The organism is Prescottella soli (genome assembly GCF_040024445.1).
In the GTDB taxonomy this organism is placed as follows: domain Bacteria; phylum Actinomycetota; class Actinomycetes; order Mycobacteriales; family Mycobacteriaceae; genus Prescottella; species Prescottella soli.
Genome location: NZ_CP157276.1, coordinates 1,128,278 through 1,141,596 on the forward strand (window position 1 = coordinate 1,128,278; position 13,319 = coordinate 1,141,596).

Consider the following 13,319-nt stretch of genomic DNA (forward strand, 5'->3'; position numbering starts at 1 on the left):
GTCACTACGCCAGCTCGAGGGCCGACGCCACGGCGACGGGGTCGACCGGAATCGGCTGCACCGCAGGCATACCCGCGAGCGCGGTGTCCGGATCCTTGAGTCCGTTGCCGGTGACGGTGCAGACGACGGTCAGGCCCGAGTCCAGCCAGCCCTCCTTGCGGGCGGCGAGCAGACCCGCGACGCTCGCCGCGGACGCCGGCTCGACGAAGACACCTTCGGTGGCGGCGATCAGGCGGTACGCCTCGAGGATCTCCTCGTCGGTCGCGGCACGGAACGCACCGTTGGACTCCTCCTTGGCGGCCACGGCGCCGTCCCACGACGCGGGCGCACCGATGCGGATCGCGGTCGCGATGGTCTCCGGATCCTTGACCGGGGCACCCTGGACCAGCGGCGCGGCGCCGGCCGCCTGGACGCCGAGCATCCGCGGGCGCACCGAAGTGATGCCGTCCGCGTAGTACTCGGAGTAGCCGCGCCAGTACGCGGTGATGTTGCCGGCGTTGCCGACGGGCAGCGCGTGCACGTCGGGCGCCTTGCCGAGCGCGTCGCAGATCTCGAACGCGGCGGTCTTCTGGCCCTCGATGCGGACCGGGTTCACCGAGTTGACCAGACCGATCGTCGGGAACTCCGCGGTGGTCTTGCGCGCCAGCTCGAGGCAGTCGTCGAAGTTGCCCTGCACCTGGATGATTCGCGCACCGTGCATGACGGCCTGCGCCAGCTTGCCCATCGCGATCTTGCCCTGCGGCACCAGCACGGCGCAGCCCATGCCCGCCACCGCGGCGTACGCGGCGGCGGAGGCCGAGGTGTTGCCGGTGGACGCGCACAGCACGGCGCGCTGGCCGCGGGCCAGGGCGTCGGTGACGGCCATCGTCATGCCGCGGTCCTTGAACGAACCGGTCGGGTTGAGACCCTCGACCTTGAGGTACACGTCGCACCCGGTGAGCTCCGACAGGTGTGCGGCCGGCAGCAGCGGCGTGCCGCCCTCACGCAGCGTGACGGTCTTCCAGTTCGGTCCGATCGCGAGCCGGTCGCGGTAGGCCTCGATCAGTCCCGGCCACGGGGTGTGGACGGGGGTGGTCTTCTTCTCGGCCGCGGTCATTCGGAGGTACCTTCCAGTCGGAGCACGCTGGTCACAGCGGTTACAGATTCGAGTTCGGCAAGGGCGGCAACCGTTTCCGCCAGCGCCGCGTCGGTCGCGAGGTGGGTGACGACCACCAGGCGTGCGCCGTCGCCGGCACCCTCCTGGCGGACCGTGGAGATGCTGACGCCACGCTTGGCGAACTCGGCGGAGACCGCCGAGAGCACGCCGGCCCGGTCTGCCACCTGCATGTTGACGTAGTAACGGGTGGGGATATCCCCCATAGGCGCGATGGCCAGGTCCGCGTACTTGGACTCGCGCGGGCCACGTCCGCCGTGCACCTTGTTGCGGGCGGCCATCACGACGTCGCCCATGACCGCGGACGCGGTGGGGGCACCGCCGGCGCCCTGGCCGTAGAACATCAGCCGACCGGCGTTGGCCGATTCGACGACGACGGCGTTGTACGCGCCGTTCACACCGGCGAGGGGGTGCTCGCGCGGGACGAGGGCCGGGTAGACGCGCGCGGAGACGCGCTCGCTGCCGTCCCCGTCGACGATCCGCTCGCAGATCGACAGCAGCTTGATGGTGCAGTCGAGCGACTTGGCGGCGTCGAGGTCCGCGGCACTGATCTTCGAGATGCCCTCGCGGTACACGTCACCGGCGGTGACGCGGGTGTGGAACGCGATCGACGCGAGGATCGCGGCCTTCGACGCGGCGTCGAAGCCCTCGACGTCGGCGGTCGGGTCGGCCTCGGCGTAGCCCAGGCGTCCGGCCTCGGCGAGCGTCTCCGCGTAGTCGGCACCGGTCTCGTCCATCGCGGACAGGATGAAGTTGGTGGTGCCGTTCACGATGCCGAGCACGCGATCGACCCGGTCACCGGCGAGCGACTGCGTCAGCGGGCGGATCACGGGGATCGCGCCGGCGACCGCCGCCTCGAAGTACAGGTCGACGCTCTCCCGCTCGGCGGCCTCGGCCAGCTCACCCGTGTACTCGGCGAGTAGCGCCTTGTTCGCGGTGACGACCGACTTGCCCGCATTGAGCGCGGCGAGCACCAACTTGCGCGGCAATTCGATGCCGCCGATCACCTCGACGACGACGTCGACGTCGTCGCGGGTCACCAACGCCTCGGCGTCGGTCGTCAGCAGTTCCTGCGGCACGCCACGATCGCCGTCGATGCGGCGCACAGCCACACCGCGCAGTTCCAGGCGCGCACCGACTCGGGCCTCGAGGTCCGACGAGTGTTCCCGGATGATCCGGGCCACCTCGCTGCCCACGGTCCCGAGGCCGAGAACAGCCACCCCGATGGCGCGCTGCGCCGATTCGCTGGTCACTCCGTAACCTCCAAGCTGAGCAGATCTTCGACAGTTTCCCTACGCAAGATTAGGCGCGAAGCACCGTCCCGCACCGCCACCACCGCGGGTCGCGCGAGCAGGTTGTAGCGGCTCGACATCGAGTAGCAGTATGCGCCGGTCGCGGCGACCGCGAGCAGATCTCCGGGACCGAGATCGTCGGGCATCCACACGTCGCGGATGACGATGTCACCGCTCTCACAGTGTTTGCCCACGACACGCGCAACCACCGGCTCGCCCTCGCTGTCGCGCGAGACCAGACGGGCATCGTATTCCGCCTGGTACAGCGACGTGCGAATGTTGTCGCTCATTCCGCCGTCGACACTGATGTATCGGCGGGTCGCACCGGCGTCGAGCGTGACGTCCTTGATGGTGCCGACCTCGTACAGCGTGACGGTGCCGGGACCCGCGATGGCGCGGCCGGGTTCCACCATGAGGGTCGGAACCGGCAGGCCCGCCGCCTTCGACTCGGTCGCGACGATGTGCGCGAGCTTGCCCGCGAGCTCGTCGACCGGGGGCGGATTGTCGCTGGACAGGTACGAGATGCCGAGACCGCCACCGAGGTCGACGATCGACAGTTGCGCCGTCTTCTCGGTACCGAAGCGGTCGACGATCTCACGCATCAGGCCGATGACGCGGTGCGCCGCCAACTCGAAGCCGTCGACCTCGAAGATCTGCGAGCCGATGTGGCTGTGCAGACCGACCAGGCGCAGGTTGTCGGTGGCGAAGACCCGTGAGGCGGCGGCCATCGCCTTGCCGCCGGACAGCGAGAAGCCGAACTTCTGGTCCTCGTGCGCGGTCGCGATGAACTCGTGCGTGTGGGCCTCGACGCCGACGGTGATCCGGATCAGGACGTCCTGCACGACGCCGTGGCGGGCCGCGACCTCGTCGAGGCGGTCGATCTCGACCATCGAGTCGAGCACGATGTGCCCGACGCCCGCGGCGACCGCGGTCTCGAGCTCGGCGACGGACTTGTTGTTGCCGTGCATCGTGATCCGCTCGGCCGGGAACCCGGCGTGCAGCGCGACGGCAAGTTCACCGCCGGACGCGACGTCCATCGACAGGCCCTCGTCGCGCACCCAGCGCGCGATCTCGGCCGACAGGAACGCCTTGGACGCGTAGTGCACACGCTCGGCGCCGCCGAACGCGCTCGCCATCTCGCGGCAGCGGGAGCGGAAGTCGTCCTCGTCGATCACGAACAGCGGGGTGCCGTACTTCTCGGCGAGCTCGGTGACCGGGACGCCGGCGAGGCGCACGACGCCGTCCTCGCCGCGCTCGGCTCCGCGAGGCCACACCTGCGCGGGCAGCGTCGTCATCTCGGACGACGTCACGGGACGCGGGGGCAGCCCGGGGGCGTGCTGGATCTCGGCGTGCCGGGGTCCGGCGGGGTGCGCGTTCACATGCGCTCCGGGGCGCTGACGCCGAGCAGCTCGAGGCCGTTCGCGAGGACCTGACGCGACGCGTCGCACAGCGCCAGACGAGCGGTGGTCAGGTCGGTGGCCTCCTCGTCACCCTGCGGCAGGATGCGGCACGCATCGTAGAAGCGGTGGTAGGTACCCGCGAGCTCCTCGAGGTACCGCGCGATGCGGTGCGGCTCACGCAGCTCGGCGGCCTTCGCGACGACGCGCGGGTACTCGCCGATCGTGCGGATCAGGTCGCCCTCGCGGTCGTGGGTGAGCAAGCCCAGGTTCGGGTCCTGCGAGCTCAGCCCCAGGTCGGCGGCGTTGCGTGCGATCGAGCACAGGCGCGCGTGCGCGTACTGGACGTAGTACACCGGGTTCTCGTTGCTGGTGCTCGTCCACAGCTCGAGATCGATGTCGATGCTCTGGTCCACCGACGAGCGCACCAGCGAGTAGCGGGCGGCGTCGACGCCGATCGCCTCGACCAGGTCGTCGAGGGTGATGACGGTGCCGGCACGCTTGCTCATCTTCACCGCGACGCCCGCGCGGACGAGGTTGACCATCTGGCCGATCATGACCTCGACGGTGTCGGGATCGTCGCCGAACGCGGCGGCCGCGGCCTTGAGGCGGCCGATGTATCCGTGGTGGTCGGCGCCGAGCATGTAGATGCACAGGTCGAAGCCGCGGGCGCGCTTGTTCTGGAAGTAGGCGATGTCGCCGGCGATGTACGCGGCGTTCCCGTCGGACTTGATGACGACGCGATCCTTGTCGTCACCGAAGTCGGTGCTCTTGAGCCACCACGCACCGTCCTCGTGGTACAGGTTGCCCGAACCCTTGAGGGTTTCGACGGCCTGCTCCACCGCGCCCGACTCGAACAGCGAGTTCTCGTGGAAGTAGACGTCGAAGTCGACGCCGAACTCGTGCAGGGTGCGCTTGATGTGCGCGAACATCAGCTCGACGCCGATGGACCGGAAGGTCTCGTGACTCTCGGTCTCGGGCAGGTCGAGGGCGCCGGGGGCCTGCTTCTGCACCTCGGCGGCGATGTCGACGATGTAGTCGCCGGCGTAGCCGTCCTCGGGTGCCGGCTCGCCCTTGGCCGCGGCGATGAGCGAGCGCGTGAAGCGGTCGATCTGGGCGCCGTGGTCGTTGAAGTAGTACTCCCGGGTCACGTCCGCGCCCTGGGTGGTCAGGATCCGGCCGAGGGCGTCGCCGACCGCCGCCCAGCGGGTACCACCGAGGTGGATGGGACCGGTGGGGTTCGCCGAGACGAACTCGAGGTTGATGCGCTTACCTGCGAGCGCGTCGCCCGCGCCGTAGGACGCACCCTCCGCGAGCGCCTTCGCGACGATCGCACCCTGGGCGTCGGCAGCGAGGCGGATGTTGAGGAAGCCCGGGCCCGCCACCTCGGCCGAGTCGATGCCGTCGGCCGCCGTCAGGGCCGCCGCCAGCCACGTGGCCAGATCGCGCGGATTGGTGCCGGCCTTCTTGGCGACCTGCATCGCCACATTGGTGGCGTAGTCACCGTGCTCGGGGTTGCGGGGACGCTCGACCGTGAGTGTCGCGGGCAGTACGGAAACGTCGAGTCCGTGCTCGGCGAGCACCTTCGCGGCGGTTCCTCGGAGCAGTTCGGCAAGGTCGGCTGGAGTCACAGGAGTCCATCTTATTGCGTGGGGCGCAGGGCCGGATAACCAGTGCCGATTACCAGGATCGGCCTCTCCCAGGTTTCCCTCAGGGTGGGAACGTACAGTGATTGAGCCCACGAGGCCCAATACCCCTCGGGGACGCCCTTGTCCAATCACCGAAAGAGCACTCATCGATGCCCAGCGGTTCGGAAAATCGCGGTCCCGGCAGCAAGAACACTGGGGCCAAGTCAGCCAAGGCCATCAAGGCGGCCAAGCAGAAGGGCGGCGTGCCCGCGGCCAAGCGCGGAGGTAGCACGACGCGCCAGCTGCCCTGGCTGACCATCGGCGCCGTCGTGGCGGTCGTCGCTCTCATCGCCGTCCTCGCCGTCAACCTCGCGCCGAAGTACCAGGCGAAGGAGGAGGCGGACAAGTTCGCGCCGTCCGCCGCCAACCAGGATCCGTCGACCGCGATCGATGGCGTCGTCAAGGTCGACTACCCGGCCGGCATGCACGTGCAGCCGACGCAACGGGTCGCCTACGACCAGACGCCCCCGTTCGGCGGGCCGCACGACGCGATCTGGGCGACGTGCATGAGCACCGTGTACCCCGAGCCGATCCGCAGCGAGAACGCCGTCCATTCGCTCGAGCACGGCGCCATCTGGATCGCGTACAACCCGGACAAGGTCAGTGACGATCAGCGCCAGCAGCTCGCGGACCGGGTGGAGAAGAACTCCGGCTACATGCTGATGTCGCCGTACCCCGGCCTCGACACCCCGATCTCGCTGCAGTCGTGGGGCCACCAGCTCAAGCTCGACAGCTCCGACGACAAGCGCATCGACCAGTTCATCGCCGCGCTGCGCCTGAACCGCTACGCGTACCCCGAGGTCGGCGCCAGCTGCTCGACGATCCCCGACTCGTTCGATCCCAAGAACCCGCCGCCGTTCGATCCGACCGCACCGGGCCCGGACGCCGTCGCGATGAGCGGTGCCGGCCTCACGCCGGACACCAGCGAGGTCGGTGGCGGCGCCGGTCTTCCGACCGACATGCAGCTCCCGGCGGGCGCACCGCAGCCCGGCGCCGGCGGCAACGGCTGACGGATGACCATGACCGAAATCGAGGCACAGACCGCCGGCGACACGGCACCGGGCAAGCGCAGCCAGCGGACGGCTCTCTCCGTCGTCGGGCTGATCGGCGTGCTGGCCATCGGGTTCGCGCTCGGGTTCTTCGCGCGGCTCCCGATCGGCGACCACGAATCCGCCACGCCCAGTGCCGATTCCGTCGACGTCGGGTTCTCACAGGACATGACTGTGCACCACAACCAGGCCATCGACATGGCGACGATCGCGCTCACGAAGTCGGGCGATCCGGCCGTGAAGAACCTCGCGTACGACATCCTCACGACGCAGCAGAACCAGGTCGGGCAGATGCAGGGCTGGCTCGCGCTGTGGGACCGTGCGCCGCTCCCGAGCGGTGGGTACATGACGTGGATGACCGAGGGTGACGGCCACACCGGCCATTCGGGTCACGCAGCGACCGGGACCGCGGCACCCGCGGCGCACGACACCGGCAAGATGCCGGGCATGGCGACCCCGGAGGAGATCTCGGCGCTGGGTCAGGCGTCGGGCCGCGATCTCGACGTGATGTTCCTCCAGTTGATGCTGCGTCACCACCAGGGCGGGCTGCCGATGATGGAGTACGGCGCGCAGTACGCGGACGTGCCCGCGGTCCGCAATCTGGCGAAGACCATGGTCGAGACGCAGCAGGGCGAGTCGACGCTCATGACGAGCATGCTCACCGAGCGCGGCGCGACTCCGCTGCCGATGAACTGATCGGTCTGCCGCGACTCGTCGGACTCGTCGTCGGGCGGCGCTCCCCACCGGGAGCGCCGCCCGACCTCGTTCCGCCGTCGCGGCACGGCGCGAAAAATGCCGATCTACCAGGCGATGTGGATGATCGCCGACAATGCGCTACGCTAACTCCGCCCACTGGCACACCGGAAATCGCGGTGCGCCCCCGTAGCTCAGGGGATAGAGCGTTCGCCTCCGGAGCGAAAGGCCGCAGGTTCGAATCCTGCCGGGGGCACCGGGAAGGCCCCACTCTCGTTCGAGAGTGGGGCCTTCGGCCTTTTCCGGACCGGATCCGATTCAGCGTGCCGCGGACCGCAGGTCCAGTCCCCACGCGCCCACCCCGCACACGACGATCACGGCGACCGCGACGACGGCGGCGGGCGTCGAGACCGCGGCGTGCTCCTCGAACGGCGACGCGGCGTCCTGGAACCGCTCACTGATCGTCCAGGCGGCCGCCGCAGCGCTGGGGATCGCGATGGTGAACGGGAGCGAAAGTCCGACGGTGGCCGCGGGGGCGGATGTGGGAAGGCAGGCCCCGACGACGTACCCGGCGGCGGCCGGCAACACCAGCAGATACGCGATCGCCGACACGTCCCACTGATCGGAGTTCACCACGGAGGCAGCAGCCGTCACGGCGAGCGCGACGAAACCGACGGCCGGAATCGGCCGTCCGATCCCGGCCACGACACCGACCGCGATCAATGCCGCGGGGATCGCGAGGGTCCACCAGTCGTCGCCGGACGCGGGAACGCCCCCGGTGGCGGCCGCGAGCACGGCCGTCCCCGCGAACACCACCCGCCCGTCGGCCCCCGGCAGTTGCCAGGCGATCCAGGCTACGAGTGCCACCGCCACACCGACGTAGGCGTACCACCACTCTGGGCCGGCGCCGGACTGCATCAGGATCCAGTTGGCGACGAACGCCCCGACGGGCAGGGCGAGAGCTACTGCGAGCCACCGTGTGTCGACGCGAGCAAACCACGACGACCGACGGTCGAGGAGAGCCGTCACGACCACTGCCACGGCGGCCACGACCGCGGGCCACAGGCCCACGACGCCGCTCGACTCCACCTCCCGCAGCGGGCTGTACACGGTCCAACCGGTGTCTCCCGCCCCGAACCGACGCAGTTCCACGACGGCGCCGGACAGCAGGAAGGCACCGATCGCACCGGCGGCGAGGGCGGCCTGGCCGATCACGTCGCGGCCCGAGAGAGTCGACGCGCCACCCAGAACCAGTCCGGCGGCAACGGCATTCGAGTACAGGAGCGCTGCGGGCTCACTCGGGTACTGCACCACTTCCGGCAGCGCGAGGAGCAACAGCCCCGCCACCGCGACGGTCGCCACCAGCGCGACCGACCGTCGACGCGTCAGCGCCACGGTGACGAGCAGTCCCACCACCGCCGCACACGCGACGGCGGTCCCGTTCGCGACCAGAACCGCGGGGAGCGCGCTCTCGGCCCTGACGTACCCGTCGGGCAGCGGTGACCACAGGACCCGGCCGGCGAGCATGCCGCTGACTAGCGCCGCCACCACTCCCGCGATCCAAGCGAGTCGAACCACCCTGATCTCCTCCCCTGTTCGGCTATCCCGCCTGCAACTCCGCGACGACACCGGCCATCCACCGGTCGTGGTGCGGATTCTCCGGCAACGCGAGCGTGACCGCCGGACGGAACGCGTCCGCCACGCCGTCGAGCCGCCGTCGAATCACCTCGGCCAGTTCGTCGTAGCGCGCGGTGGGCACGATCTCGCCGAGGACGTCGTCGGTGACGACCGACCGCAGGCGATCCCACTCGTCGCGCCGCACCAACGCGGCCAACTGCTCCTGCAGGTCCGGGAATCCGTGGCGCTCCAGGGCCCCTCGGTACGCGGGGGTCGAGTACAGGAAGGCGAAGAGCCGGCGGCGCCGTTCCCGCTCCTCGGCCACATCCTCGTCGGTCGCCCCCGTGATCACCTGCAGTCCCGCGACCACCTCGAAGCCGTCGAGCGGGCGCCCGGCCGCGGCGGCGCCCTCGGCCAGCACCGGCAGGCACTCGTCGGCGAGATACTGCGGATCGGAGTTGGTGGGGTGCGTGACCAACCCGTCGGCCACCTCGCCCGCGACGTGGCACATCTGCCTGCCGACTCCACCGAGGTAGATCGGCGGAACCACGGTGTCCCGATCGGGTCCGGGGTTGAAGTACGGCTGCATCCGGGTGAACCGGTATCGATCCCCTTCGTATGCAACGAGTTCGCCGGTGCGGAAGGTCTCGAACGCGGCGCGGACCACCCCGACGTACTCCCGCATGCGGGGTGCGGGCGCGGACCACTCCATGGCGTACCGCTCCTCGATGTTCTGACGGATCTGACTGCCGAGGCCGAGGTGGAACCGCCCGCCCGACAGCTTCGACAGGTCCCACGCCGTGTACGCGGTCAGCAGCGGACTGCGCACGAACGCCAGCGCCACGGACGTTCGGACGACGATCCGCTCGGTGGCCTGCAGCGCCAACAGCGCGAGGAGGAACGGATCGTGGACGGTCTCCGAGACGTGCAGACCGTCGTAGCCGGCCGCCTCGGCGCGACGAGCGAAGTCGGCGACCGCCGTCGGATCGATGGCGGCGTCGGTTCCTGTGTAGACCTTCATCAGTTCGTTCTACCCGGCGAATTGCCGGATTTCGCGACGGCACGGTGAGTGTGCCCGCGGCAGGTGTGATTACCGTTACCATCCCTTCTCGTGGTCGAGAGCATGGTGGGGGCGGAGCAGGCATCCGCAGGAGATCCGACACGGGGCGCCGAACCGGCGGGTCCGGGGTGGTGGGGAGCCGCGCAGGCGCGCGTGATCGCGATCGTCGCGGCGGTGATCGGTGTGCTGTCGGCGGTGGCGATTCCGCTGCTTCCGGTCGATCAGCAGCAGTCCTCCCTGTCGTGGCCGCAGAACGGCGTGACGACGAGCGTCGAGGCGCCGCTCGTGTCGTACGCACCGCTGACGTTCGATGCCCGGATCCCGTGTTCGGCGGCGCAGCGTCTCGAGTCCGGCGGCTTCGTGGCCGCCACGATGCCGGCCGGCGCGCCGGGCGCAGAGCGTTACGGGTTGATCGCGAAGACCGTGGCGGCATCCGGTGATTCGCCCGCGCGGCTCGAGGTGATCCTTCGCGACACCGCGCTACTCTCCGCTCCTCTGCCGGAACTCACCGGCGCCGACTGCGCGGTGACGATCTCGTCGGACGCGACCCGCACGGTCGCGGCGGTCACCGGATCTCCGGCGGCCGAGGCGATTCCGCCCAAGACCCTGGACGGCGACTTCCGCCCCCAGATGGTCGGCGTCTTCAGCGATCTCGACGGCGCCGCTCCGGCCGGACTGCAGGTCAACGCCGAGATCGACTCGCGCTTCTCGTCGTCGCCGACGCCGATCAAGGTCGTCGCGATGATCGTCGCGATCCTCGCGACGCTCGTGAGTCTGGTTGCGCTGCACCGCCTCGACTGCTCCGACGGCCGCCGTGCCCGACGGTTCCTGCCCGCCCGCTGGTGGCGGTTCGGCATCGCCGACGCGGTCGTCGTCGGCACGCTCGTGCTGTGGCACTTCATCGGCGCCACCACCGCCGACGACGGCTACCAGTACACGATGGCCCGCTCGGCGCAGTCGTCCGGCTACATGTCGAACTACTTCCGCTACTTCGGCGTCCCCGAGACGCCGTTCGGCACGCCGTACTACTACATCTTCGGCCTGCTCGACGACATCTGGAGCGCGAGCGTGTGGGTGCGCCTACCGGCGCTGCTCGCGGGCGTCGTCACGTGGATGGTGCTCAGCCGAGAGGTCGTTCCCCGACTCGGCATCGCCGCACGGACCAGTCGGGTCGCACTGTGGACGGGAGCGCTCGCGTTCCTCGCGGTGTGGCTGCCGTACAACAACGGCCTGCGGCCCGAACCGATCGTCGCGGCCGGAGTACTGCTCACGTGGTGCTCGATCGAGCGCGCCATCGCGACCCGGCGACTGTTGCCGGCGGCGGTCGCGATCCTCGTCGCAGCCGCGACACTCTCGGTCGGCCCGTCCGGAATCATCTGTTTCGCAGCGTTGCTCGCCGGAGCGCGGCCGCTGCTGCGGATCCTCGTCGCCCGCGCGAAGACCGTCGGCTACGCGGCACTCCTGCTGCCGCTCGTCGCGTCTGGCACGGTGATCCTGGTCGCGATCTTCGCCGACCAGACCCTCGCAGTGGTGTCGCCGATGCAGGACGCCCACGTCGCCGCCGGACCGAACGAGCATTGGACCACCGAATTCCTCCGGTACCAGTGGCTGTTCAACATCGCGCCGGACGGCTCGCTCACGCGGCGATTCGGCATCTTCGCGATGTTCCTCGGCATCGTTGTCGGCATCGTCACGATCCTGCGCAAGGGCGGGCGGATCCCGGGCGCCGCGGCCGGGCCGTCACGCCGGATCATCGGTATCACCCTCGGCGCGATGGCCCTGATGATGTTCACCCCCACCAAATGGACGCATCATCTCGGCATCTACGCCGGCCTCGCGGGCGCGATTGCGGTGCTCGCATCGGTGGCCGTCGGCACGGCCGTCCTCCGTTCACCACGGAATCGGGCGCTGTTCGCGGCGGCGGTCCTGTTCGTCCTCGCCCTCTCCTTCAACGGCCCCAACGGCTGGTGGTACGTCTCGTACTACGGCGTGCCGTGGTGGGACAAGCCACCGTCGATCAGCGGTGTCAGCGCGGCCAAGATGCTGTTCGTGGCGTCGATCCTGATGCTGGCGGTCGCCGCGTGGTGCCATCTGCGCGACTCCGGGGCTCCCCGGCCGGGCACGCCCACTCGCCGGATCTGGGCCCTGCCGCCGCTGACCATCGCGGTCGCCGCCATGGTGCTGTTCGAGGTGCTCTCGCTCGCGAAGGGCGCGGTCACCCAGTACCCGGCGTACTCGCTGGCACGATCGAACTTCGACGCGTTGCGCGGCCAGAACTGCGGACTCGCGAACGACGTCCTACTCGAGATGAATCCCAATGCGTCCATGCTGCAGCCAATCTCGGGAGACGCTGCGCACGCGCTCGCCGGAGAGGAATCGACGGGATTCACCCCGAACGGCGTCGCGTCCGACCTGAGCGCGGACGCGGGCACGGCCGCATCCGGTGCGGCCAATCTCGTCGATTCCGACACCAAGCCCACCTCGACCGACGCGTCGGCCGGCACCGGCGGCGGCGAGGGCGCGATCGGCGTCAACGGCAGTACCGTCGCGTTGCCGTACGGCCTCGACCCGGCGACCACCCCGGTGCTCGGTAGCTACAGCCGCGGCGAACAGGCGCCGGCGAAGCTCGTCAGCGGCTGGTACGGGCTGCCCGCCATCGGCGACGACGGCACCCGCGGGGACATCGTCTCGATCGCAGTCGCCGGCCGCATCCGCACGGTCGATCCGGACGGCATCGTCACGCCGGGGCAGGATCTCGACGTCGAATACGGCGCGCGACGTCCCGACGGATCGGTGACGGTGCTCGGGCGCGCGGCCCCGCTCGACATCGGGCCGGCCCCGTCGTGGCGAAATCTGCGGGTACCGCTCGACCAGTTGCCCGTCGACGCCGACGCGGTCCGACTGGTCGCCTCGGACGAGAACCGTGACCCGGACCAGTGGATCGCGGTCACTCCCCCGCGCGTGCCGCAGACCCGGACGTTGAACGACGTCGTCGGCTCGAACACCCCCGTCCTCGCCGACTGGGCGGTGGGGCTCCAGTTCCCGTGTCAGCAGCCGTTCACACACCACGAGGGCGTCGCGGAGGTGCCGCACTACCGGATCCTCCCGGACCGCGGCGGTGCGGTCTCGACGAATCTGTGGCAGGACCACTTCGGTGGCGGACCACTCGGCTGGACGGATCAGCTGCTCGAGGCCCGCACGATCCCGTCGTATCTGAATCACGACTGGCGCCGCGACTGGGGAGAGATCGAGCAGTTCGCTCCGCGCGACCGCTCGGCCGTCTCGGCGGACATCACGACGGTCGACGAGAGGCGCTCGGGTCTGTGGAATCCGGGGCCGATGGTGCTGCACTTCTGACAACCGGGCCTCG

At 69.9% G+C, this 13,319-nt stretch carries 9 protein-coding genes and 1 tRNA gene; 4 read left to right on the forward strand and 6 right to left on the reverse strand.

Annotated features, from left to right (window positions below; translation table 11 throughout):
• Positions 1 to 4: 4 nt before the first annotated feature.
• From thrC to argS, 4 genes are read right to left on the reverse strand one after another with little or no spacing between them, the layout of a single operon-like run.
• On the reverse strand, positions 5 to 1,096 hold the full coding sequence (thrC, locus tag ABI214_RS05255) for a threonine synthase (RefSeq protein ID WP_348606834.1): 1,092 nt from the start codon (positions 1,094 to 1,096) through the stop codon (positions 5 to 7).
• Positions 1,093 to 2,406, reverse strand: coding sequence for a homoserine dehydrogenase (locus tag ABI214_RS05260; protein ID WP_348606837.1), 1,314 nt, complete (start codon positions 2,404 to 2,406; stop codon positions 1,093 to 1,095). Before ABI214_RS05260 ends, thrC begins: the two co-directional genes overlap by 4 nt.
• Positions 2,403 to 3,824: a diaminopimelate decarboxylase gene (lysA, locus tag ABI214_RS05265; RefSeq protein ID WP_348606840.1), complete on the reverse strand. Its 1,422-nt coding sequence runs from the start codon at positions 3,822 to 3,824 to the stop codon at positions 2,403 to 2,405. Before lysA ends, ABI214_RS05260 begins: the two co-directional genes overlap by 4 nt.
• Entirely contained in the window at positions 3,821 to 5,473 is a 1,653-nt protein-coding gene (gene argS / locus ABI214_RS05270; RefSeq protein ID WP_348606843.1) for an arginine--tRNA ligase, read from the reverse strand. The genes lysA and argS overlap by 4 nt, the downstream gene beginning before the upstream one ends.
• Positions 5,474 to 5,640: 167 nt before the next feature.
• Between argS and ABI214_RS05275 the strand changes: the two genes are divergently transcribed.
• From ABI214_RS05275 to ABI214_RS05285, 3 genes are all read left to right on the forward strand, one after another.
• Entirely contained in the window at positions 5,641 to 6,540 is a 900-nt protein-coding gene (locus ABI214_RS05275) for a DUF3105 domain-containing protein (protein WP_348606846.1), read from the forward strand.
• Between the two features lie 9 nt (positions 6,541 to 6,549).
• Positions 6,550 to 7,275, forward strand: coding sequence for a DUF305 domain-containing protein (locus ABI214_RS05280; protein WP_348606849.1), 726 nt, complete (start codon positions 6,550 to 6,552; stop codon positions 7,273 to 7,275).
• A 180-nt stretch (positions 7,276 to 7,455) separates the two neighbouring features.
• A tRNA-Arg gene (locus ABI214_RS05285) sits at positions 7,456 to 7,528 on the forward strand.
• 62 nt (positions 7,529 to 7,590) lie between these two features.
• Here the strand turns inward: ABI214_RS05285 and ABI214_RS05290 are convergent.
• Together ABI214_RS05290 and ABI214_RS05295 are read right to left on the reverse strand one after the other, a co-directional pair.
• Complete coding sequence (locus ABI214_RS05290) at positions 7,591 to 8,850, reverse strand: hypothetical protein (protein ID WP_348606852.1); 1,260 nt, start codon at positions 8,848 to 8,850, stop codon at positions 7,591 to 7,593.
• A 22-nt stretch (positions 8,851 to 8,872) separates the two neighbouring features.
• Positions 8,873 to 9,910: a TIGR03617 family F420-dependent LLM class oxidoreductase gene (locus ABI214_RS05295; RefSeq protein ID WP_348606855.1), complete on the reverse strand. Its 1,038-nt coding sequence runs from the start codon at positions 9,908 to 9,910 to the stop codon at positions 8,873 to 8,875.
• Positions 9,911 to 10,012: 102 nt separating this feature from the next.
• Between ABI214_RS05295 and ABI214_RS05300 the strand changes: the two genes are divergently transcribed.
• Entirely contained in the window at positions 10,013 to 13,306 is a 3,294-nt protein-coding gene (locus ABI214_RS05300) for an arabinosyltransferase domain-containing protein (protein WP_408586142.1), read from the forward strand.
• The last annotated feature ends 13 nt before the right edge of the window (positions 13,307 to 13,319 follow it).

What these genes read in the sequence shown, in the direction of transcription:
- thrC (WP_348606834.1), bottom strand. Translation starts at nt 1,096, where the DNA reads ATGACCGCGGCCGAGAAGAAGACCACCCCCGTCCACACCCCGTGGCCG.
- ABI214_RS05275 (WP_348606846.1), top strand. Translation starts at nt 5,641, where the DNA reads ATGCCCAGCGGTTCGGAAAATCGCGGTCCCGGCAGCAAGAACACTGGG.
- ABI214_RS05280 (WP_348606849.1), top strand. Translation starts at nt 6,550, where the DNA reads ATGACCGAAATCGAGGCACAGACCGCCGGCGACACGGCACCGGGCAAG.
- ABI214_RS05295 (WP_348606855.1), bottom strand. Translation starts at nt 9,910, where the DNA reads ATGAAGGTCTACACAGGAACCGACGCCGCCATCGATCCGACGGCGGTC.
- ABI214_RS05300 (WP_408586142.1), top strand. Translation starts at nt 10,013, where the DNA reads ATGGTGGGGGCGGAGCAGGCATCCGCAGGAGATCCGACACGGGGCGCC.